This window comes from Bacteroidota bacterium, from assembly GCA_023957335.1.
Taxonomy (GTDB): domain Bacteria; phylum Bacteroidota; class Bacteroidia; order NS11-12g; family UBA955; genus JALOAG01.
On sequence record JAMLHC010000003.1, the window covers coordinates 30,056 to 54,581 of the forward strand.

Annotated in this window: 19 protein-coding genes; 8 read left to right on the top strand and 11 right to left on the bottom strand. The window is 38.5% G+C overall.

Annotated elements, in window-relative coordinates; translation table 11 throughout:
• Window positions 1-28: 28 nt before the first annotated feature.
• On the top strand, window positions 29-997 hold the full coding sequence (locus tag M9892_06125) for an acetyl-CoA carboxylase carboxyltransferase subunit alpha (protein ID MCO5253919.1): 969 nt from the start codon (window positions 29-31) through the stop codon (window positions 995-997).
• On the opposite strand, the gene M9892_06130 is transcribed toward M9892_06125, so the two are convergent.
• Window positions 994-3,219, bottom strand: a complete 2,226-nt coding sequence (locus tag M9892_06130) for a BamA/TamA family outer membrane protein (protein ID MCO5253920.1) — start codon at window positions 3,217-3,219, stop codon at window positions 994-996. The genes M9892_06125 and M9892_06130 overlap by 4 nt on opposite strands.
• Before the next feature lie 108 nt (window positions 3,220-3,327).
• Here M9892_06130 and M9892_06135 point away from each other — a divergent pair, with 108 nt between their 5' ends.
• Window positions 3,328-4,083 (top strand): RNA methyltransferase, encoded by a 756-nt coding sequence (locus M9892_06135; GenBank protein MCO5253921.1) that lies wholly within the window; start codon window positions 3,328-3,330, stop codon window positions 4,081-4,083.
• 102 nt (window positions 4,084-4,185) lie between these two features.
• Here the strand turns inward: M9892_06135 and M9892_06140 are convergent, their stop codons facing one another.
• Complete coding sequence (locus M9892_06140; protein MCO5253922.1) at window positions 4,186-7,941, bottom strand: T9SS type A sorting domain-containing protein; 3,756 nt, start codon at window positions 7,939-7,941, stop codon at window positions 4,186-4,188.
• Between the two features lie 226 nt (window positions 7,942-8,167).
• Between M9892_06140 and M9892_06145 the strand changes: the two genes are divergently transcribed.
• The 3 genes from M9892_06145 (at window position 8,168) to M9892_06155 (ending at window position 11,469) form a co-directional block, all read left to right on the top strand.
• Window positions 8,168-8,587 (top strand): nucleoside-diphosphate kinase, encoded by a 420-nt coding sequence (locus tag M9892_06145; protein MCO5253923.1) that lies wholly within the window; start codon window positions 8,168-8,170, stop codon window positions 8,585-8,587.
• A 65-nt stretch (window positions 8,588-8,652) separates the two neighbouring features.
• The gene (locus tag M9892_06150; protein ID MCO5253924.1) at window positions 8,653-10,203 is read left to right on the top strand and encodes a S41 family peptidase; all 1,551 of its coding nucleotides are present in this window, start codon (window positions 8,653-8,655) and stop codon (window positions 10,201-10,203) included.
• On the top strand, window positions 10,204-11,469 hold the full coding sequence (locus tag M9892_06155; protein MCO5253925.1) for a metallophosphoesterase: 1,266 nt from the start codon (window positions 10,204-10,206) through the stop codon (window positions 11,467-11,469).
• A gap of 18 nt (window positions 11,470-11,487) precedes the next feature.
• Here M9892_06155 and prfA read toward each other — a convergent pair whose 3' ends face one another.
• Both prfA and M9892_06165 read right to left on the bottom strand, forming a co-directional pair.
• Window positions 11,488-12,564 (bottom strand): peptide chain release factor 1, encoded by a 1,077-nt coding sequence (gene prfA / locus M9892_06160; GenBank protein MCO5253926.1) that lies wholly within the window; start codon window positions 12,562-12,564, stop codon window positions 11,488-11,490.
• Between the two features lie 3 nt (window positions 12,565-12,567).
• Window positions 12,568-13,392: a hypothetical protein gene (locus M9892_06165; GenBank protein MCO5253927.1), complete on the bottom strand. Its 825-nt coding sequence runs from the start codon at window positions 13,390-13,392 to the stop codon at window positions 12,568-12,570.
• Between the two features lie 244 nt (window positions 13,393-13,636).
• On the opposite strand from M9892_06165, the gene M9892_06170 reads away from it, so the two are divergent.
• On the top strand, window positions 13,637-14,239 hold the full coding sequence (locus tag M9892_06170) for a hypothetical protein (GenBank protein ID MCO5253928.1): 603 nt from the start codon (window positions 13,637-13,639) through the stop codon (window positions 14,237-14,239).
• On the opposite strand, the gene fbp is transcribed toward M9892_06170, so the two are convergent.
• Window positions 14,236-15,201 (bottom strand): class 1 fructose-bisphosphatase, encoded by a 966-nt coding sequence (gene fbp / locus M9892_06175; protein ID MCO5253929.1) that lies wholly within the window; start codon window positions 15,199-15,201, stop codon window positions 14,236-14,238. The genes M9892_06170 and fbp overlap by 4 nt on opposite strands.
• Window positions 15,202-15,258: 57 nt before the next feature.
• On the opposite strand from fbp, the gene M9892_06180 reads away from it, so the two are divergent.
• Window positions 15,259-16,521, top strand: a complete 1,263-nt coding sequence (locus M9892_06180) for an aspartate kinase (GenBank protein ID MCO5253930.1) — start codon at window positions 15,259-15,261, stop codon at window positions 16,519-16,521.
• 42 nt (window positions 16,522-16,563) lie between these two features.
• On the opposite strand, the gene M9892_06185 is transcribed toward M9892_06180, so the two are convergent.
• Window positions 16,564-18,852, bottom strand: coding sequence for an NADP-dependent malic enzyme (locus tag M9892_06185; GenBank protein ID MCO5253931.1), 2,289 nt, complete (start codon window positions 18,850-18,852; stop codon window positions 16,564-16,566).
• A gap of 138 nt (window positions 18,853-18,990) precedes the next feature.
• Between M9892_06185 and M9892_06190 the strand changes: the two genes are divergently transcribed.
• Entirely contained in the window at window positions 18,991-20,433 is a 1,443-nt protein-coding gene (locus M9892_06190) for a glycosyltransferase family 39 protein (GenBank protein MCO5253932.1), read from the top strand.
• 74 nt (window positions 20,434-20,507) lie between these two features.
• On the opposite strand, the gene M9892_06195 is transcribed toward M9892_06190, so the two are convergent.
• From M9892_06195 to M9892_06215, 5 genes are all read right to left on the bottom strand, one after another.
• Window positions 20,508-20,900 (bottom strand): hypothetical protein, encoded by a 393-nt coding sequence (locus M9892_06195; protein ID MCO5253933.1) that lies wholly within the window; start codon window positions 20,898-20,900, stop codon window positions 20,508-20,510.
• Window positions 20,901-20,986: 86 nt separating this feature from the next.
• The gene (locus M9892_06200) at window positions 20,987-21,316 is read right to left on the bottom strand and encodes a hypothetical protein (protein ID MCO5253934.1); all 330 of its coding nucleotides are present in this window, start codon (window positions 21,314-21,316) and stop codon (window positions 20,987-20,989) included.
• A gap of 97 nt (window positions 21,317-21,413) precedes the next feature.
• Window positions 21,414-22,310, bottom strand: a complete 897-nt coding sequence (locus tag M9892_06205; GenBank protein MCO5253935.1) for a hypothetical protein — start codon at window positions 22,308-22,310, stop codon at window positions 21,414-21,416.
• Complete coding sequence (locus M9892_06210) at window positions 22,307-23,542, bottom strand: polysaccharide deacetylase family protein (GenBank protein MCO5253936.1); 1,236 nt, start codon at window positions 23,540-23,542, stop codon at window positions 22,307-22,309. The genes M9892_06205 and M9892_06210 overlap by 4 nt, the downstream gene beginning before the upstream one ends.
• A 199-nt stretch (window positions 23,543-23,741) precedes the next feature.
• Window positions 23,742-24,140: a hypothetical protein gene (locus M9892_06215; protein ID MCO5253937.1), complete on the bottom strand. Its 399-nt coding sequence runs from the start codon at window positions 24,138-24,140 to the stop codon at window positions 23,742-23,744.
• Window positions 24,141-24,526 lie beyond the last annotated feature (386 nt).

Here is a 24,526-nt window from a genome sequence, read left to right on the forward strand (position 1 = left end):
ACATTTTTGACCTAATATTGCAGCTAAAATGAATTACCTTGATTTTGAAAAACCGGTTGAAGACCTTTGTGAGCAGTTAGACAAAGTGAAAGAAACCCATTCTCATGGCAAAGTTGACATGACAGACACCATTGCTCAATTAGAAAAGAAAATTGATGAGCTAAAGAAAGAGGTTTACGGCAACCTGTCCAACTGGCAACGTGTCCAACTGTCCAGACACCCCGACAGACCATATACTTTAGATTATATCCAAAATATTGCACCTGACTTTATTGAATTACATGGAGACAGAGTTGTAAATGACGACAAAGCCATTGTGGGTGGTTTTGGCACTATTGACGGACAAACCTTCATGATTATCGGTCAGCAAAAAGGTCGCAACACCAAAGAACGTCAATACCGAAACTTTGGGATGGCTAATCCTGACGGATATAGAAAGGCTCTTAGACTCATGAAACTGGCTGAAAAATTCAACAAGCCAATCCTTACTCTGATTGACACACCCGGAGCTTCACCCGGATTAGAAGCGGAAGAAAGAGGGCAAGGCGAAGCTATAGCCAAAAATTTAATGGAAATGGCGGTTCTCAAAACCCCTGTGATATGTGTAGTTATTGGAGAGGGTGCTTCGGGAGGTGCTTTGGGAATTGGGGTAGGCGACAAAGTGATGATGATGGAATATTCATGGTATTCTGTAATTTCACCCGAAAACTGTTCTTCCATTTTATGGAGAAGCTGGGATTACAAAGAAAAAGCAGCCGATGCACTTAAACTCACCCCGCAAGATATGTTAACAAACAAACTCATTGACGGCATCATTGAAGAACCCTTGGGTGGCGCTCATTACAATCCTCAGGAGGCTGCCGAAATCTTAAAAAGAGAAATTAAAAGGCTATATAAATCTTTGAAAGACATACCTGCGGACAAAATTATAGAAAGTAGAATTGCAAAATTCTCAGAAATGGGAGCTTATAAATTAGAAGCAGAATCTCAATCCTAAAAAGGATAGCCTACACCAGCATTTAAAACCGTATAATTAATACCTTTAGGTTTAAATAACTCCTTGGCTACCCAACCATTGTTTTTGGCAACTCCGGGGTCTTTAAGTTGAATCCCCCAATCTAACCTAAAAATAAAAAACTCAAAATCAAACCTAAAACCTATACCGGTATTGAGTGCCATTTCTCCAATAAACCTTCTATAATCGAACATCTCCGGTCGGGTTGTTCCGGAGTTGGGGATAATATTCCACACATTACCGGCATCTACAAAAATGCCAAGTTCCAGTGGTTTGATAAATTTAAACCTATATTCTACACTCCCTTGTATAATCAAATCTCCGGAACGGTCAATACGGGTCCCCGAAGTGGTATCAATATAACTGCCTGGACCCAAAGTCCTGGGTCTCCAACCACGCAAGCTATTAGAACCTCCAATGAAGAATCGTTTATCAAAAGGGAGAATATCATCATTTCCATAGGGAATTCCCGCGCCCACATTCAATCTAAACGCAAGTGCGTTATTCATATCAAGATATTTCCCAATTCTTAAATCAAGTTCTGATTTGGCAAACTGAAAATAGTTAACACCCAAAAAATCATAAGTGGTATCAACGTTTCTTTCTGCATCCAATGCCCTGCGCACTAATCTATGAATATTACCTCCAAACTCAATGATATTCAGTCTCCAAATAACATAATCTTTGGTGTTTCCTGACTTGAAATGAGAATGACTCCATCTCAATCCGGTGGAAGTAATAAGGTTATTGGCAAATAATCTTTTAACATATTCGAGATTGGGTCCACTTACTTTATCCAAAAACCCCGGTACTATACGACTGTTTGAATATGAAATTTCAACAGGAGTTAATAGCCATATATTCCTATCTTTAACAAACTGATATGAAAAAGAAGCCGGAAGTATGTTACGCTGAAAATCAAGATTATTTTCATAGATATAAGAAAGTGAAAAAACAGACTTCACCGAATTGAGTTTTTTTCTTTCAATAAATGATTGCCAAACATAAGAACTGGGAACATATAGGTTAGCTGTAATACCGGTTTGGAAGTTTGTAAAAAAACGACCTAAATTCTCATTAGAACGCAACTGGGTTTCAGCTCTAAGCGTGTAGGACAAATCCAAGCGTTCTGCACCATGAAAAACATTTTTGTGTGAATACGTTACAATTCCTGCAACACCATAGTTTCTATAATTTCCCATGTTGGAAATCTGATTACTCAAATCTGACGAAATAACTTGAGGTTCAACTGTAAAACTCTGTAGATATCCGGGCGTCAAAACAATGCTTGTATTAAGCACGAAACTATCATTCAGCGATTTCTTTGTGTCAATTTCAACTGTATTAAAAACTCCTAATGCACTTAACCTTCTGTATGTCAAATCAAATTCAGATTGATTGTATAGCTTACCTCTTTGTATCAACTGATTATTCCGCAACATTTTGGCATAAAATGGATACTTATTGGTATAATACTTAACACTATCATATTCAAAATACTCTGAAAATGGTTTGTGATAAGGCGAATTGATTTGAACGGTAATATTGTCAATATGATACAACGCTAATACTTTTGGGTCTGAAGGAATAGAAATGATGAGCTTGATATCTACAGTATGCCGCGACTTGGATGTATCCAACTCAAAATCTATGAAATCCTTTTTAAAAGCATAGTATCCATTGTTTCTGATTGTTTTTAGGACTCTCTCACGCTCTTGATTAATAGTTTCAAATTCCAAACGTCTTCCTCCCTTAAAAAGACTATTGACCATATCATTTCTAACCAATTCTCTCAGAATAGAATCTTTACATTCGATTTTGTAATATTGGACTCTATAATAATATTCGGGAGAAATATGATACATGAGATATTTGACTTTCTTCTTTTTGTAATGCACCGTATAAAAAACTTCTGCATCATAGTAACCGCTGTTAACCAAAAATTGCTCGATATTATTTGCGGCTTTATCTGCCAAAGTGGAATCAAACAAAACCGGAGGTTCGCCTACATTTCTAAAATACCTTCTGATTTTAGTATTATTTAAGGCTGAATCCTTTGTGCTGGTAGCCGCATTATACAATTTGAGATGAAAACGCGTTAGTCCCAATATCTTGCGGTTGGGTTTATAGTTATTTAATTCTTTGTATTCAGGTAATTTTTGTTTCTGTCTGGGGACATCATGCAAATCATAGCGCACTTTCATAAGCAGATGCTTTCCTTCAGGAACAGTTTTGGTAAGCGAACAACTTGATGCAAATATCAGTACTGCAATTATACCTATGAAAAAACTTATGTTTACTTTTGATGCCAAATGTTGAGTAATGCGCTTTTAAAACAATTTGCTTCGCTTAAAGTCAAAAAGTGTAGGCAAAAATATAGCCAATTTGTAGTCGAAGGAAATAAATCTATTAAGGAATTAAAAAATACGCACTTTATTCCCGACACAATACTGTATAGGGCACATCAAGACAAGGAACTTAGCCGTCTCTTTCCGCATAGCAAAGTCATAGATAACAATGCCGACAAGATTGACAAGATATCCTCATTTGAAAATGCCGGAGATGTAATTGCGATTGTACCTTTTGCCAAACAATCTTTAGAAGCTATAGATATTCAACACGGGTGTTCGCTCTTTCTGGACGAAATACAAAACCCGGGTAATCTGGGCACAATTATTAGATTAGCTGTATGGTATGGCTTCAAAAATATTGCATTGAGCATTGGCTGTGCCGACATTTTCAACCCTAAAACCATTCAAGCCAGCATGGGTGGCTTTGCCAAAATCAATTTTACTTATACACAAAAAGAGCTATGGCTTGCTGAAGCGCAGAAAGCAAAGATTCCTATTTTAGGGACATTCTTAGAAGGAAAGGATATTCATCATTTTGACTTTCCACACACTTGTATCATTGTAATTGGAAATGAAGGAAGCGGAATTAGTCCTGAAGTTGAGAAGTTTATTACACAAAAAATCACCATCAAAGGAAGTGGGCAGATTGAATCTCTGAACGCTGCTATGGCAACAGCAATCGTTTTAGACAATATTTATCGAAATATCCGTAAGTGAAAGTTATATCCAATTTTCAATTCAGTACTTATCTAATTCATCCTCAAGCATAAAAAAGGCGACTTCTAAGGTCGCCTTTTATTGATATGTTAAATATTTAGATTACTCAATCACAAATCGGAGTGTGCTCCTGCCTTGTTGAGGATTATAGATAGTGAGCAAATAAACTCCCGGTGTAAGCGATGCAGGAAGAGTTAATTCTTTATTGGATGTATTGATTTGGAATTTCTCGGAATACACATTTCTGCCGATTACATCCACCACATTAAGGACATAATCCTCTCCTGCAACAAAGTTTGCATTAAGCACAAAGCTTCCTTTGTTCGGGTTTGGAGAAAGGTGCATATCAAAGTTTGAAGCGATTTTATTCACACTCAAACCAAATACATTCATGACAAATTTATTAGAAATAGCCTCAGAAGGAACTGCACAAGGGTCAGAAGCAATTGCCAATGCCCAAATCGTATCCCCATTGTCAAAGTCTGTACCTGCTTTTGCAGTATAATTAAGTCCTGTTGCAGTTGGAATAAGCGTACTGTTTTTATACCACTCTATTGCAGGAGTAGCACCTGCATCCTTAACTGTCAATACAAAGTTTATATCTGTACCGGCAAAAACACCACTTTCAACATCTTTGCTCAATGTAGCTGTAGGCAATATGGTCTGGGTACAAAATTCAATCACTATTTTATGGGTAGAAGCATTGTTCGGAACGGCACAAGGATCATGTGAAGTGATTTTTGCCCAAATTGAATCACCTTCGCTGAAATCAACTCCGGCAACAGCTACATAACTCATCTTTCCGCTTTGTGTATTGATACGTGTATTATTTTTATACCATTCAATATCAGGATTTGCACCCGCATCCGTTATCGCAAGAGAGAATGTAACAGTAGCGCCCACAGGAACTACGGTTTGTGGAGACACACTAATATCAACGGTCGGCTCCAAAACGTTTGTACAAATGTCAATAATCAATTTATTACTGAAACCAAAATCAGGTACTGCACAAGGTTCGTGTGAAATTACCTTAGCCCATATTGAATCTCCGGTTTTGAAATCAACACCGGACGTTGCTGTATAATAATTATCTGTAACAAGAGGAATAATTGCACCATTTAAATACCATTCAAAATCAGGGTTCACACCTGCATCAGCTGTACTGGCAGTAAACGTAACAGCAGTACCGGGAGGAACAGGCATCGATTTGTCAGATGATATGGTTAATGACGGTATGACAGTGTTTGGACAAATATTCATCACTATATTATTACTCACCGCATTATTAGGAACAGCGCAAGGGTCAAGTGAAGTTATTTTTACACTTATGGTATCTTTATCATTAAAATCCAAACCGGACACTGCATCGTAAGTTACTCCTGTTTGACCTATGATTTGAATATTGTTTTTGTACCACTCTATGGTAGGATTCACACCTGCATCAGTAAGCGTCAAGGTAAATCTAACCTGAGTAGCGTTTGGAACAAGGGTCCCTTTGTCAACCGACAATGATGCTGAAGGTGTAACAACATTAGCGCAAATGTGCATTACCAATGAATTGCTTAATGCATTGTTGGGAACTGCACAAGGGTCTGAAGAAACCACTTTGGCTGTAAAAGTATCCGCATCGTTGAAATTTATACCTGCTGTTGCTGTATAAGACACTCCGGACGCAAATGGAATTTTCTTTCCATTTTTGAACCACTCAATCACAGGACTTCCTCCCACATTGGTCAAATTAAGAGAGAATTTAACCGCAGTACCTGAAGGCACAAGGGTTCCGGTAGATAAAGTAACTACTACCGAAGGCAATAATAATTGCGGACATATTTTTACAATTTTTTTGGCACTTGCGGTATTGGCAGGGCTAATACATGACTCATGAGTGTATATCATCGCCCAGATTGTATCATTGTCACCAAAATCAGTTCCGGCAGCTCCGCTAAAGGTAGCAGATGTTTTGCCTGCAATAGGAGTACTATTTTTGAACCACTGAAAAGTGGGGTTGCTACCTGCATTTTTGGGAGTTAATGTGAATATCATGGTAGTTCCATTGGGCACCAATTCTCCCGGGCTAACGGACACTGTTCCACTCGGAATTATAATTTGCGGACATTTTTCATAAGTTCCTATGTCTGTATTATTTCCTAATGTTCTTTCCAGTCCGTTCAAATCTATTTTTACAGTTGACAAATTAGGCGTAGCGGCAGGAGCATAAAAAGTGCTGTCACCCAAGTCAAGTGCAACACTTCCTGAGACCATTCTGAAATCATTATTGAGCGTATCTTCAAAATAAGCAGTAGATGCTACAACAGTTCCGTATGGATTCACACTACCATCTTCAAGATAAGTATCGCCAACAATAGAGTGTTTGACAAGCATGGCAAGTGCGGCTGCAATATTTACTTCATCGGGATAGTTGCCGGCAAAAATTGTATTTCTAATTTTCGAGGTTGAACCTTGGTCATAACCTCCTCCACCGGTGCCATTTTTGGTGTAATTATTGGCAACTGTTACATTGGTAAGAATCATAGCTGTATTGGAACCCAAAGCACCTAATCCTCCTCCGTCATTTACTGCATAATTACGCGCAAATAACACATTTGTAACCACAGCTTCTGATTCTCTTTCTAAGCCAAAACCACCAAAGTATGCGTTGGAAGTATTGTACATAAAGATTGCATTAGTTATGACAGGTTTACAAGTGTTGTAATAATACATACCGCCTCCGTTTCCGTTGGCAGTGTTATTATAAAAATAAACATTATTCAGTGTGGGACTGCTTTTCCAACCATACAATCCTCCACCGTCCTCCTCGGCATAATTATTTTTGAAAGTAACATTATTCAAAATGGCATTACTACCACCATCTGTATCCATTCCGCCACCACAACTACCCGATGCTATATTGTTTACAAACAGCACATTAGTCAAATTACAACTGCTACCGTCATTATAAATTCCACCACCGGAATTAGTACTTTCATTGGCATCAAAAACAACATTTTCGATTACACAATCACTGCCTTCTCTATTGTCAATAGCTCCACCGCCTTCATCATCAGTATTGGCTATATTTTTAGTAAAATAGGTATTTGTAATAGTAACACTGCTGTTCGAGTTATACATAGCACCTCCATTACAACTTTTGGCAGTATTACCAAAAAACACAGAACCATCTACCAACAAAGTACCTTGATTATTAATTTCCCAGTTATACATACCTGCACCTCCGCCAAGCTCAGCATCCGTACTAAAAGCAAGATTGTCTCTGACTACAATATTTCTGTATATCCCTTGAGTTTCAAAATTATAAATCCCTGCACCTCCATTTCTATAAATATCATTTCCTCCTACGGTTAAAAAGGTCATTTCAGAGGCAAATCCTGCTTTTACAGTAAAACCATCTAATGTGAATGAGGAAAGGTTATTTGAAATAACAACGTGATATACATTGTCAGATTGATCGTTGACATTACCGATATCTCCACTAAGAATCGTTTCATAATTAACATGCAGGTTAGTAGAATCTGTTTTTCTATCAGCTAAATTCACTTCAGTGCCAACAAATCCACCATAAATATGCACACCGTTTTTCATGAGAAAGGTTCTGTCGCGCGGGTCCACAGAGACAACAGGCGGTTTTACGGGATAATAAGTACCCGATGCCACCCAAATTGTATCTCCACTTACAGCATTGTCAAGACCATCTTGCAGTCCGGTGAATGCATCCTTCCAACTTGCACCATTTGCGGCTCCGGTGGCGTTCACATCAACATACCATCTAGCTGCAGAAGATTGCTGCCAACCAAACAGTGCTATCACAATACCAACAAATAATAAATATTTTTTATTCATAATTTCATCTTTTTATATGTGGCAAAAATAGCCAAGTATCTTACCTAAAAAAATCCAAATGCACATTTTCAGGATAGTATCCGATAAATGAAAGACCAAACCAAATTTAAAAACCAATTTTTTTCTTGGTCTTATTAGTTAAAAAAACAGATGATTATATTGTGATTCACTAAATTTTCAGATTGAAACCCACTACCTTTGCAGCGCAAAAGAAATAGAACAATAAATGACAACCAATCAAACATTCACAATGATTAAACCCGATGCTGTATCAAACGGACACACGGGCAAAATTTTAGACCAAATTATTTCCGCAGGCTTCAAAATAAAGGCGATGAAATACACCCGTTTGAGCCAAGAACAAGCAGAGATGTTTTATGCAATTCACAGAGAACGTCCTTTTTTTAATGATTTGGTTAGTTTTATGACCTCCGGCAGTATTGTAGCAGCCATTCTTGAAAAAGAGAATGCGGTGGCAGATTTCCGAGATTTAATCGGTGCAACAGACCCTAAAAAAGCTGCTCCCGGTACCATCCGCAACCGTTTTGCCGAGTCTATTGATGCAAATGCAATCCACGGTTCAGATAGCGATGAAAATGCAGAAATAGAAGGAAACACTTTTTTCAGCAAATTTGAAAGGTTTTAAAACCTTGCTCAACCGTGGCTCTATTTTCAAATAGAAAGTCTTTCTTACAACCGACTATTTATTCCTTGTTAGTAATAATTGGAATAATATTCGGTTTTTTTCTGAAGCCACCTACCAAAAGTCGTATTTACCAAATACTTGATATTGTTCAAAACGACTATGTTGACCAACCCTATCCACAAGAATTAGAAGAAGATGCAATCAAAGGTATGCTCTCACAACTCGACCCCCATACCACTTTTGTTCCTGCAGCCTTAGTGGAATATACAGAAAGGAAAGTCAAAGGAAACTATCAAGGGATTGGGGTTGATTATATTATTTATCAAGATACTGCAGTAATAGTTAAAGTCTATACCCGAGGGCCTGCATATATTGCGGGCTTGAGCGAAGGCGACAGAATAATCGAAGCAGACGGACAAAAACTGACCGGAGACAATGCCAAGGACAACAAAATCATCGAAGCTATTTCTGGAGAACCTAACTCCATTGTCAAAATAACAATTTTTAGAAAAAGAAATAAAAAAATCATTGAAACCCAAATCAGACGTGGGTCTGTCCCCCTCAAGAGCGTAGAAACTTATTATCTGATTGACAAATACACGGGTATCATCAAAATAAAATCTTTCAGTGCCAATACATACAATGAATTTAAAGATGCATTGAATGCTTTGCAAAAAGCGGGTATGACAAACTTGGTAATCGACCTGCGCAACAATGGGGGCGGATTATTGCGCGAGGCAATCAAGATTGCCAATGAATTCTTGGACAAAGGAGATTTGATTACCTACACACAAGGGCGCAAACGGAATAAAGAAGTGTACAAAGCCAGCGGAACGGGAAGCTTCAAAAAAGGGAGACTGCTTGTTATCACAAATCGGAGTACTGCTTCTGCCAGCGAAATCCTCACAGGTGCATTGCAAGACAACGACCGCGCATTTATCATAGGTAGCCGAACATTTGGCAAGGGTTTGGTGCAAGAGCCTTATCGCTTACCTGATGGCTCTTCCTTACGACTGACGGTTGCAAGATACTATACCCCTTCCGGGCGTAGCATTCAGAAACCATATACAAAAGATGTGGAGGCATATCGTCAAGAAATTTATCGCAGAAACGAACAAATTGATTTGGACACAAGCGAAAAAAAATATTTTAGCACCAAACTCTCCAGACCACTCGGTGCCGGAGGTGGCATTAGTCCTGACTTTACACTAACGGACACCTTGAACGAATCAGAAAAATTTGAGATTTTTTTACCTGGATTGTTCAATTCTGGCATACTCGATATCTACATTTTAGACCATTTGCGCAATGAGGTTTTCAATGTCAACAATAAATATCATTCCGCCTTACAGTTTGCTCGTTCTTATGAAATCTCCCCGAGCATCTGGCATAATTTAAAGCGATATCTGGAGTCCAAACCTAAATACAAGAATCTGCGTATTACACCTGTGGGTGAAAACCTAATTAAAAAGTATATCAAAGCAAGTATAGCCAGACTGTGTTTTGGAGAAGAGGGATATCAGCAGGTAATCAATCAAGAAGAAGGAATTACAAGTAGAATTCAACTCGCTATCATGGCGTATGACAAGGAGTTTCAAAAATTAACAAATAAATAAGTGTTTCAAAGTATAGTGTCAAAGTTTAATGCAGTATTATTTTTTGGGTTATTAGGAGTTGTGCTTTTCCTGCTTGACTTGTATGCCTGGCAAGGTTTAAGGACAATTGCGAGAGATTGGTCGGCAAGAGCCAGAACCACCTTGTTCTATTCATATTGGGCTGTATGTTTATTCTTTGTAGTATTAGTTATATGCAAACCTTTTATCCATGCCGGACACGGAGGCAGCCCAATCTTTGGCGTATTGCAGGCATTGGGGTTCGGACTTATGTTTGCTCAGATTATTTTAGCTATTCCTTTATTGATTGAAGATATTTACAGAATATTTGAATGGCTCGTTGGCTTATTTGCACACAAAGACGCAGAGCATATTTTGCACAGCCGCAGAAAATTTATCTCTCTGACCGGTATTGGCTTAGGCTCTTTGCCGTTTATAGGTCTTACTTATGGAATTGTAAAAGGCGCACATAATTATAGGGTCAGAAAAATAAATTTACAATTTGAAGAGCTACCCAAATCCTTTGATGGTATTCGCATAGTACAAATATCTGATATTCATGCAGGCAGTTTTTGGAGTAGAAGCGCTGTAGAAAGAGGAGTGGCAATGATTAAGGAACTCAATGCAGATTTAATCCTTTTTACAGGCGACCTTGTTAACAGTTATGCGGATGAAATGGAACAATGGAAAGAACTATTTGGCAGTATTTCAGCCCCCATGGGCGTGTTTTCCATACTTGGCAATCACGATTACGGTGATTACGTTCATTGGAGTTCGATTGAAGAAAAAGTTGCGAACCTTGATAGATTAAAACAAACCCAATCCGAAATGGGCTGGCAGTTGCTAAATAACCAAACAGTTGAGATACAAAAGAATGGAGCAAGTATTGAAATTGTTGGGGTGGAAAATTGGAGTGCTAAACCCAATTTTCCCAAATACGGCAATTTGGACAAAGCGCTTGCCGAATCCAAAAACCTACCATTTCAAATTTTACTCACACACGACCCCAGCCATTGGCGAGCGCAAGTTCTTCAGACCTCTCAAAACATTAAACTCACACTTTCAGGACATACTCACGGATTCCAGTTTGGGATAGAAACGCACAGGTTTAAATGGAGCCCAATAAAATACATGTACCCCGAATGGGCCGGATTATACAAGCAAAACGGACAGTATCTCTATGTAAACCGCGGATTTGGCTATCTCGGATATCCGGGCAGATTGGGCATTGACCCGGAAATCACAATGATTACGTTGAAGTCTAAATAATCATTGCTGCAACATAGTTTAGTGCACTAATTCTTGATTTTTCATTCTTTCCGTGTTTTCGGCAAGTTGAAGTTTATTGATAATATCTTCAATATGACCGTTCATCACATCCGCAAGGTTATACAATGTCAAACCGATTCTATGGTCAGTCATACGGCTTTGCGGGAAATTGTAGGTTCTGATTTTAGCACTTCTATCTCCGGTTGAAACCATTGTTTTGCGTTTAGAAGCAATTTCGTCCTCCTGCTTGCGCACAGCATCTTCATAGAGTTTTGCACGCAACATTTTCATTGCCAACATTTTATTTCCAAGTTGAGTACGCTCCACCTGACAAGTAATTACTATCCCTGAGGGGATATGAGTCAAATGCACTTTGGTTTCCACTTTATTTACATTCTGTCCTCCGGCACCACCGCTTCGGGCTGTTTCAAACTTTAAATCAGCATCTTTGATTTCAATTTCCACCTCATCCGCTTCGGGTAGAACAGCTACTGAAACGGCAGAAGTATGCACCCTTCCCTGAGACTCGGTTACAGGCACGCGCTGTACCCTGTGCACCCCGGATTCAAACTTGAGTGTTCCGTACACATCTTTGCCTTCCACAGAAAGAACAAACTTGCTATATCCTCCTGCTTCACTTTCATTGGACTCAAGGATTTCTGTTTTCCATCCTTTTCCTTCGCAATATCTGATATACATTCTACCAAGCTCACCTGCAAAGATTGCAGCTTCATCTCCGCCCGCCCCCGCTCTAATTTCGATAATTGCATTGCGTTCATCCTGAGGGTCTTTTGGTAACATCATGATACGAAGCATTTCTTCCAACTCCGGCAACTTTTCTTCAGCTTCATCCAACTCTTCTTTGGCAAGTGCTTTCAGGTCAACATCCTTCTCATTGGAGAGAATTTCACGGGCTTGTTCTCGGTTATTAAAGTAGGTTTTATACTGCATAATCACATCCACTACCTCGCGTAAGTCGCTATACTCCTTATTGAGTTGTGTAAATTTACGCATATCGGCAATCACTTCGGGACTTGACAATAATATTTCAAGGTCTTTAAAGCGTGCTTCTAACGCCTCTAACTTCTCCAGCATGGTTTAATTCTTGTTTTTAGGGGCGTACAAAATTAGTGCATTTCCGCTTTGCAGCACTAATCTTTCAGGCGAAAGAGAAAATGCATCAATCTGTTCGGGTATGTTTTGAACCGGTATCAACCTTTCTGTTAAAAACTCTTTATTTAATTGATACACAGCATTATCTTTGAGAAAGTATAAATTACCCGACATCACAAAGAATTGCTTGGCATTGCTGAGTGTAATTTTTCTCAAATAGTTGCCAAAATTGTCAAACTCAAATAAACCCAATGTACTATCAAACAAATATACCGAATGATTCACATCAGCAATATAAAATGGCGCAAATCCATTGCCGGCAACAAACTCTCTTACATTACCGCTGCTAAGCTCTACAGCTAAATCTCTTTTTATTTTTTTCAATTTCAAATCTCCCAAATCAAAAGCCCAGATTTGGTTATCATAACTACGGGCAGTAGCACTCAACTGAAAGAAACTTCCATCTTCCAAATTGGTTACACCCATTGTATATAACTGATTATCAAAATACAATACCTTATTTTGGACTTTATAAAAAACATAAATTTCAAAAGGATTTGATGCATCTATAGAATGGATATTTCCAAGTGATTTATGGTTAGCCACCGCAACTTGCTTTCCGTCTTTATTATATTTGACAATATCTCCGTTGGTATTGGCTGTGTAGATATTTCCCATGTTGTCACAGGTGAAGTGCACGATATTGCTTGCATGGATTCTGCTGACCTCAACAAATTCGGTTGTGGGTTGTGGTTGCAGAGAGAACCCACACAACAGCAAACAGATAATAATGACAGCCGAATGACGCATAAGGTAGGAATGGCAAAAATACAGCCAAAAAATCTCAAAATCACCATGAAGCAATTTTGTGATTTAATCTAAACATATATGTATTCAATCCATAATGTTATATATATATTAAGGTTTTCTAATTTTGAACTTGTTTAAAATCAACTAAAATAAATTCAGTCGAAGACAATGAAGTCAGAGTTAAAAACACTCTACAATTTGACAGAATTACAGTTTCAAAAACTAATTACAAAGGATTATATCAATGTTCAAATTTCTATTGACGATTTTAATAATTTTACTTGGGTTTTCCCGAATTAACCCAAGCACACCGAGTGCCAGAAAAGAAAAGACTCCATTCGGAACGCAGTATGTCAAAACCGTTGGATATTACGTGGACAAACATGCTATTACAATTCGTAGCTGGCGTGAGTATTATTATGATATTTTAAATCACAAAGGAGATTCATCCGCCATGCTTTGCTTGCCCGACACCAATATCATTTCAGCACGCTATGGCAGCAATGTTTTTAAATCATATTCACACAAAGATTCAGCAGTTGTAGGGCTAAGTTTAGCTCAAATAGAAAAATTCTGCCAATGGCGAACTGAGATTGTTAAGCAAACAAAAAAACTTGCCGGAACAACTGTAAGCTATCACCTCTTAGACTCTGCTATGTATGTACATTTGGTTTCCATCGGCAAAATAAAAGGCATAAGCATACCTTCCCCTGCCCTACCCGAGATAATTCAATTTGGACAAGTTTATAAAGTTCTTATGAACAAAGAAAACAGTTTCAATTATGGGGATTATAAAGGCGCGTTTGGTTTCAGGTGTATTGCAAAATACAATGAGCCTCAAAATTAACTCATAATCTTGTCCACCATATTAGCAGAACCAATAAACAAAGGTGTTCTTTGGTGCAACTTTTCCGGTTGAATGTCCAATATCCGATTTTTGCCGTCCGTGCCCTTGCCGCCTGCATGTTCAATCAGATATGCCATAGGAATACACTCATAGAGCAGTCGCAACTTGCCATTAGGGGCTTTTTCAGTTGCCGGGTACATATAAATACCGCCTTTGAGCAAATTGCGGTGAAAATCAGCTATGAGCGAACCAATGTATCTGGCACTGAGTTTCTCGGCTTTGCAAGTGTAAATATAGTCTTGGATGGCGGGGGAGAAATCGTGGAGGTTGCCTTCGTTCACAGAAAATATCTTGCCGTTGGCGGGGATTTGAATATCGGGGTGCGAAAGACAAAATTCATGGATAGAATCATCCAATGTAAAGCCGTTTACTCCTTTGCCTGACGAAAACACCATCATAGTACTGGAACCATAAATAACATATCCTGCAGCTACAATCTCTCTGCCCGGACGCAAGATGTCATCCAACGAACATGCTTTGCTCACATCATGGCGTCTATACAGAGAGAAAATAGTACCAATGGAAGCATTGACATCAATATTAGACGAGCCGTCAAGTGGATCCATACAGAGAATATACCTTGCATCTTTTGCATCCGTACACCAATACACATCATCTTCCTCTTCGGAAATGATGGCACATACTTCTCCGGTTTTTTCTATATGATTTTTGAAAACTTCATTGGCAATCACATCTAATTTTTTCACTTCTTCGCCCTGTACATTGGTGGAACCGTGATTACCCAAGATGTCCACCAAACCTGCCTTGCGCACATCCCGGTTCACAATCTTGGCAGCCAGTTCCAATGCCCTGAAAATATCTGAAAAAGCACCCTTAGCATCGTGTACCTCTTCTTGTCTGTCAATGATAAATTGCCCTAATGTGATTACTGAATTTCTCATCTATTTCTGTGTATTTTTGCGGCTCAAAAATAATCATACTATTTGGAACAAAGACAGATGAAAATATTCAAGTTTGGGGGCGCATCGGTTAAAGATGCCGAATCAGTCAAAAACGTAGCAGCAATACTTGACAACCATGCCTCTGACAAGGTTTTGGTCGTAATATCTGCAATGGCAAAAACTACCAATTTATTAGAAAATGTAGTGGATGCATTTGTTTATAAAAAGTCAGAAATGACTGCCAAAATGAATGAATTTGCCGATTTTCATATCAAGCTTTGCAAAGAACTGATAACAGACGATAATCATCCTATTTTCAATGACCTGGAAAATATTTTCTTGGAACTGGAATGTCTGACCGAGAAAGAAGTAAAAGATGATTATGATTTTGTGTATGACCAAATTGTGAGCTATGGCGAAATTATTTCCACCAAGATTGTGAGCGCATATTTGTTGGCACAAGGTATTAAAAACAAGTGGGTAGATGCCCGTAATTTTATTTTCACTAACAGTAATTTCCGCGAAGCCGGTGTGAATTGGTCTGAAACAGAGCATATTATTTCAACCAAACTCAAGCCTTTTGCTGAAAAGAGCATGGTCATCACACAAGGTTTCATTGGCAAAGACAGAAACAACGCAACCACGACCCTTGGCAGAGAAGGTTCTGACTACAGTGCAGCCATTTTTGCATGGTGCTTAAATGCAAGTTCTGTAACCATCTGGAAAGATGTTGCAGGGGTGATGAATGCTGACCCAAGAAAGGTTAATAGCGCAGAGAAAATTGATTCCTTGAGTTTTGACCAAGCTATTGAGCTTGCTTATTACGGTGCAAGTGTGATTCACCCAAAAACCATTCAACCGCTCAAAAGCAAAGGTATTCCTTTGTATGTAAAATCATTTGTCAACCCCAACGAAACCGGAACTGTTGTTAAAGAAGGTAAAGAATTTAAGACAGACAAAATCTGTTTTATTTTCAAGGAGAACCAGTGTCTGCTTTCGCTTAAAACACGTGATTTTTCATTCGTAGCGGAAAACAATTTGCAAGAGATATTTAGGATATTATCGGTTCATAAAGTTCGCGTCAATGTGATGCAAAACTCAGCGATTAGTTTTAAGACAATAGTGGATTGTGATGAGCGCAAACTCAGTAAAATCATCCACGATTTGGAACAATCTTTTGAAATTAAACATACGCCCAATCTGCGCCTAATAAGCATATACAACCATGTGGGCAAAATAATACCGGAGTTTCTGACTCAAGAAAAAAAGGTACTCCTTGAACAAAAAACCGAAAGGGTACTTCATTTGGTTTTGGCATAGAATACCTATTCAAAACGTAGCAAGAACAATTCAAACAAGGCTCTATCCGCCTACTCTTCTGCCTGTCTCACTCTTAGCTTGCGCATCCAGTACAGCCACAGCCACCATATTCACAATTTCGCGCACACTGCTTGCTAATTGTAGAATATGAACCGAGCGTTTAAGTCCCATTAAGATAGGTCCCATGGTTTCTGTTTTGCCAAAACTTTTTGCAAAATTATATGCGATGTTTCCGGAGGCAAGTTCAGGGAAAATAAAAGTATTGACTTCGCTGTCCACAAGGTTGCTGAAAGGGAAGTTTTCGGATAAAAGATCTTTGTTGAGTGCAAACGTTGCCTGCATCTCGCCATCTACAATAATTTCGGGATGATGTTGATGCAAGTACTCAACTGCCTTTTGCAATTTTCCCGGAATTTCTCCTTTTGATGAACCAAAGTTTGAATATGACAACATAGCAATTCTGGGCTCTACACCAAAATCACTCACTTTTTTATGTACCTGACGGGTAATTTCAACCAACTGTTCCCAGTTAGGATTGATATTCACCGTAGTATCGGCAAAGAAATACGGACCTTTTTTAGTCATCATGATATACATACCTGAAACTTGGGAATATCCTTCTTCCTTCCCTATCACTTGCAACGCAGGGCGAATGGTGTTAGAATAGTGTTTGGTCATACCGGAAATAACCGCATCTGCTTCGCCTTTTTCTAACATCATCATCCCATAATAATTTCGGTCTCTCATCATCTTTTTGGCTTCACTGAGCGTCATTCCTTTGCGCTTGCGTTTTTCATAAAGCATATTGCCGAACTCCTCCCTTTTTGCCTCCTCTTCCCAAGGATCAATCATGGTGATGTCTTTCAAATCAATATTATACTCTTCCATCAAGCGATTAATCCTTTTTTTATCTCCCAACAAAATGGGTTTTGCAATTCCCTCTTCTAAGCTAATTTGAGCTGCTTTGAGAACTTTGAGGTTGTCGGCTTCCACAAAAACAACCGTTTTAGGGCTCTGTTGTGCCCTTGTATTCACACGTCTGATAAATTTATTGTCTAAACCCAGTCTGTCTCTAAGTTGTTGTTTATATTTCTCCATATTGGCGATGGGCTGCTTGGCTACACCACTGTCCATAGCCGCTTGTGCAACCGCAGGCGCAACCACTTCTATCAAACGCGGGTCAAGTGGTTTGGGGATGATATAATTTTTGCCAAAGGAAATATTAGGCTGTTTATAAGCAACGCTAACAGATTCAGGCACAGGCTCGAGTGCGAGTGCTGCCAATGCCCGAACGGCAGCCAACTTCATCTCTTCATTGATTTCAGTTGCTCTAACATCAAGCGCTCCTCTAAAAATGAATGGAAAACCAAGTACATTATTCACCTGATTGGGATAATCGCTTCTTCCGGTTGCCATGACCAAATCGGGACGGGTTTGAATAGCAAGTTCATAATCAATCTCGGGGTCCGGGTTGGCTAAAGCAAAAACAATAGGGTTAGAAGCCATGCTGAGCACCATCTCCGGAGTCATAATATTTCCTTTGGATAAACCCACAAAAACATCCGCACCCACAAGTGCATCTGCCAAATGATGTACATCATGGTCGGTAGCAAAAAATATTTTGTTCTCGTCCAAGACGCTGCGGTCTTTTCTGATAACACCTTTACTGTCAAGCATAATCAGATTTTCTTTGCTGACACCAAGAGAAATAAATAATTTTGAACATGAGATGGCGGATGCACCCGCTCCATTTACAACCATTTTAACCTTGGAAATATCTTTATTCACTATTTTAAGTGCATTGAGCAAGCCGGCACCTGATATGATTGCAGTACCGTGCTGATCATCGTGCATGATAGGAATATTCAGTTCTTGGCGCAGGCGTTTTTCAATTTCAAAACATTCAGGCGATTTGATATCCTCCAGATTTATTCCGCCAAAAGTGGGTTCCATAGCTTTGACACAAGCTACAAATTCTTCAACGGACTTGGCGTTTAACTCAATATCAAATACATCTATATCTGCAAATATTTTAAACAACAAGCCCTTACCTTCCATTACCGGCTTTGATGCTTCGGGACCTATATCGCCTAATCCTAAAACAGCCGTCCCGTTGGAAATAACAGCTACAAGATTCCCCTTGGCAGTGTATTTATATACATCTTCTTTATTCTCAGCAATTTTCAAACAAGGTTCGGCTACACCGGGAGAGTAAGCTAAGCTCAAATCTCTCTTTGTCGCAGTAGGCTTGGTGGGTATAACCTCAATTTTACCCGGACGACCTTCAGAATGGTAGTTTAATGAGTCTTGCTTTATATTATTGTCTGACATATATTTTCTTTTCTAAGGATTGCAAAGGTATGTATTTTAAGAAATGATGAATGAAGTCTCTTACTGATTATATACACAATTCTGCTTATTTTTGCTGAAAACAAAGTGAGGATTTCGATTCCTATACTTGCTGCGTATTTGGCAATTGTTTCAATTGCAGTTTTCGCCTTGTTTTACAACTTAGGCACAAGCCCCTTGGCATGTTGGGACGAAAGCCGACAAGCTATCAACGCCCTTGAGATGTTAGACAATCAAAACCCATTGATTACCACATTTGAAGGTGAAACAGATTTATGGAATACTAAACCTTCATTTCTTGTTGCTACCCAAGCATTATCTTTTAAAATATTTGGCATCAACGAATTTGCCCTTAGATTGCCGTCAGCATTGGCAGCACTACTTCTTTGCATATTGATTTTCAGTTTTTTTATTTCAGAATTTAAAAGCATAGCGGGTGGCTTTGTTGCGGTATTGAGCCTGCTAACCACACAAGGGTTCAACGGATACCATGCAGCCAGAACAGGGGATTTTGAAAGTTTTCTTTGTTTGTTTTCAACATTCTTTATTATTTCTTTTTATCGTTATATCAAGACAAAAAATCAATTTTTCCTGCTGTTATTCTTCATTGGAATATTGCTGACTATTTTTTCAAAGGGTATTGCCGGCTTGATGTTTCTGCCTGCGGTAATTATTTATTTGTTATATCATAGACAGCTTATTTCAACGTTACGCTTACACTCTTTTCAGTCATTATTTTTAACTACCACACTGATTGTTCTGTCATATTATCTTTATCGTGATTTCAAAGAACCGGGCTATTTGGCAGTTGTATATGTCAATGAGCTTTGGGGCAGATTTGGCAACGTTGTAGAAGGCAATAGAGGTCCTTGGTATTATTATCTGCAAGGCTTGACTTCAGCACAAGCAATGCCTTTGTCTTTGATTGTTATTGCAGCAAGTGTTTATTGGTTTGTGAAATTGCGTTTAAACAAGATTTATACAAAACCTATTTCTTTCTTTTGGCTATTTACAGGTGTATGGATATTTTTTATCAGTATTGCAAAAACAAAGCTCGCATGGTATATAGTTCCTGCTTTTCCGTTGTTATCTATCCTATTGGGAGTACTCTATATCGGCATTTCCAGGCATTTTACATCTCATCGCTTTCCTGCTCAAAACAAAACTTCGCTCAAGGTAATTTTTATATGTTTACTATTCTTTTGCGGACTCGCACTTAGACAAATTGTAAATAAACCATTAGAAACCTGCGAATACTGTATTGAGTCAAGCCATTTTGGCTTAATGATAAATGAAGGCATTAAGCAACATCGTGATTTTAACGGATATTGCTGGGCTACCGGCTTTCCTTACTATGCCAACCAACTTTTTTATATAGAAAAACTCAAACGCGAAAAAAGTCAAAATGTTACTTTAAAAAAGCCCTTTGAGTTCCAGAAAGGCGACAAAGTGTTTTTGTTACAGCCCACGCTGTTGACCGCTATCCCAGCTCATCTAAAAGCGGTTGTTATAGCTGAGAAATACGGTATTTTGGAAGTAGAATTGCACGATGCACCCAACTGATTGCAACAAAATTAACAGCAATGGCACTGCATTAGACGAGTAATGAAACGCCTTGCACCAATAGACACCTCACTTTACAATTTGGTACCGGAGGATTTTTTATTCAAATTGATTGGATGCAGATAACTGAATTGCAACGTGGCATAATGCATTCTGTGCCAATGCCTGCCTTGTTGCACCCCTGCGACAACTTCTCCTCCTTGATTTTCGTAGTATAAATCATATTTTGTCCCGTCTGTCAGACCTTTGGCACTCATCAATGAAACTCTAAACTTGCTTTCGCTGTCTTTGCCTATAAGAAAATCAAAATGAATTCCATACACCCCAAAAACCTGTATTCCTGACTCTCCGCTGAGAATACCTCCCTTTGTATAAAATTTTTTTATTGCATAAACAACATCGGGAGCAGCTAAATCATCCTCCCTGCTTGGGGTAATTAAGTATCTTGATTCTCCTTGGGCTACCATGTATCTGTTCAGACTAAGCCCTGCAAAAGGTCTGATTTCAATGAATGAATTTTTAACAATGGCATAATTTGCACTTACAGGAAGAGCTAACTGAAGAAGGCATACCCATTTCTGACAAAACGAGTGTTTGGCAACATTACGGGGTTGAAATTGCTGTTTATCACCACACCTACAAAATGACGAAAATGCAGCCCTGCCTGCCATTGAAACCTACTGTGTGCACGCAGATAGGACAAGCCTAATTCGCAGGGCGTATGGTCTTCATTAAAATAGATATTGCCGTCTTCATAGAAATCCGATTCAATGCTATTTGTTTTAATGTTTTGGAAACCCAAATCAACAGCCACATAATGCTGACTGTGTGCGCTGTATCCGAACAAAACAGCAAGTAGAAAGATGACTTTTTTTGTATACATTTTATTTACAAATATTGTTAATACTATGCAAAGTTAATCCATAACATAAAACAAGTTTACAACAAAAATATTGGCACCCTGTCAAGACAACTCGGCACTACACCACCCCTTTTTCCAACATAAAGAAACGGTTTTCCTTAGGTCCAAATTTCTTGTAGAAGGCTGCAACCATAGGGATTTCTGAGCCTTCGAAATCAAAAAACAATGCTTGTCCGCTGAATTTACGGATAACAGAATCTATCAACAAGTGAGTGGCACTCCATTCTCTACCCTGTTCGGTAGGTGCGCCCAGACAATAATGAATCCGCCCAAAGGCTTTGACAAAAATGCCACAGGCAAGCAAGGTTTGGTTGTGATAAACGGCTGCTTTTACTACTTTCCCTTGTTTTTCAAGCAGACTGACCAAGAGCGCAAATCGTTTATACTTATTCTCAGATATTTTTTCATTCAGTTTGCCGTAAGCCTGTTTATAAACTTCAATTACCTGCTCATCTGCAATCTCAGATTTGACGACAATCTCCGGCACATCAAGCTTTTTGAGATTTTTGATACAATCTTTGTTATATCCTGCACGAATCGTTTCGTAATCTTGGCTTAAATCAATCTCAAAACTCCTACGCGGAGTCAAAATCCAGTCCTTAGTAGTACCTCTCAAATCATTCTGATAGTTCAGATGAGTGTTTACTCTGACAAATTTCTTTGGGATTTTGGAAATAAATTTCTCCAACATTTCTTTGCTCACCTCGCCATTTGCAAAAATCCCGCTTTGTTGCACAAAATAAGGCTGATAGATATAAGGCAACACATTGAATTTCTTTTTATATGGCAAGGGCATTATTGCTTCATAATCGCCCAACACCAATGCATCCCATCGTTTGCACATGGTGTCATACACAACGCTTAATCCATAAAACAACGCTTGAGGACTACTTCTAATAAGTGCATCCCATTTTACACGGTCAATTTTGCGGTATTTAACATAGCGTATTTTCATGACTTACAGGCTTCTTCAAAGACAGCTCGCCAGCCCTTCCATTGATTCCTTTCGCTCAGGGATTCGTTGTGAAAGCAGAAAGCAAAAGTACCATTCATTTCAGCTATCTTTTGCTTTAATTCTTGAATTGCAGATATTGCTTTTTCCGGAGCAAGACCTTGATAGAATGCGAGCGCAACATCCATCACTACAAAAGGTTGAATCAACAGCTCAGTCGGACAATTATTTTTCAAATCATACCAATAAAATGCACGGCTTGTACTTGCTCGGAATCCTATTGTTTCAGCATAACCCATGCTGTGTTCTTCCTTTATTCCGATTTTTATTAATTCACTGTATGTTTCAGGCAAACAAAATCTCAAAAAATGCTGTCGTGAAGCCTGCACTTGTCGTTCGCAAAGTTGCTCTAAAGTCTTCTTTTCTCTCGAAAACAAAGCCGGTCTTATCATGCTTTTATAGGATGGGTGAAGTCCTATGTTATGCTTATGAAGTTTGGCAATAACTTTTTTAAAAAGCGGATGTTTTGGAGAAATATTTTTGTCGTATTTGCCGTAAGCGCCTACCTGAAAAAAGTATTGTGCAGTCAGCTTTGTACTTTTCATCACCGCAAGTTGATAATCAAAAGTATCATAGGGGTCTTTTACCTTGCCACGCAACACTTGCAGCCTTTCTGAAAGTTTTGCTTTAACAAAATCCTTCAAAATAGCTCCGCACTGCCGGATTACACTTCGCCCCAATATTGCATGTGTCATGTCAATATCAAGGGTCGGCACAATATGAGCTTTGTGTATATATGTCGTTTTTTGGGGTAAATTTTTCATCACAAAGTAATGAACAAGCCGCTCCACTATGGGTTCATTTAAAAATCCTTGTTGGAATGCAATACTCTTTTTATAAGAAAAACGTCCATGCACATCTTTCTCGCCCTCATACTCTTCCATTCTGCTTAACAAAAAAAATGAAGCTCCCAGCCAGTCCGAATTAAAATCATTTGCCAAAATCTTATCCCAGTCAAAAACAAAATCTTCGTACATGCTGTCAGCAAAAAGGATGTTGCTTTGACTGCTACACAGCAACACGCCTTGCGAATTGAATATACTGTACTCATGCGGTGCGACATGGACATCCTCAACAAATTTTATGGCAATTTGATGCCATTGCTCAAAGAGTTGTATAGCAATATAGCGCAGCCTATTGCTTACTGTTTTACTATGAATTACAAGTATTGACAAGGGTTTCAACCGACATTGATTGTATTGCAAAGAAAAACAAAATGCGTATCGGAAACACTATATTTAAACAATATAAGTACTTATGAACTACGGGGCTATTTTATTCAAACATGAATAATAGTTATTTGTATTTTTTTAGCCAAAAAAAAGACCGGATGCATTGCAGTACGGTCTTTTCTAATATCAATAAATGATGTTTTCAGAACATGGCTTTTACATAGAAACGAATCATCACCGTTTCTCCGTCTTTCACATACAATGCCCTGATTTCTTTATTCTTAGGATCAAAAACATAATAATATTTATTCCCAACATCACTTGTTACTTCATAGGTGTACACATCATTTTTGGAATCATATTCCTTGCTATCCACATAGTAGGTAGATTTCATGTTTTCGATGGTGTGCGTGAACATTGTTTCTTTTTCGTTCATCACAAACATGGATGCTTCATCATAGCCTTTACAGTTAACAAATTTTTCGGTGTAGGAGTTCCAATCACAGTACTCGCGATAATAGCATGTGAAAGTTACCTGAGCTTTGAGTGCTGTTGCAAATGACATAAATGCAAAAACCAGCAGTAATAATTTCTTTTTCATAATATTATAATTGGGGGGTGTTTATTGGTTACAAAAGTGAATAATAGAGCGCAGCTTCACAATACGATATTCTGCGTATTTCAGTAAAATTTGAATATCAAGCTGCATTTTCAATTATTCAATTAGGTTGGATTTTTAATGCGCAAAAATAAATAAATTCCATAAACAAGCACTTTTTAAGGACAAATATTTCTAAAAAAATATTCGTCTCATATCCACGTAATTTCAGCCGTAATTGGCGACAACACCAACCACTCATAAAAATCAGCAGAAAATGGTTAAAACCATTGTAAATATATTCGTGCACATCCATAGCCCAAGGGCTATGATGAAAATGAAATAATTAAAACAATCAATTATGCCACATTCAATTAAATATGGATACA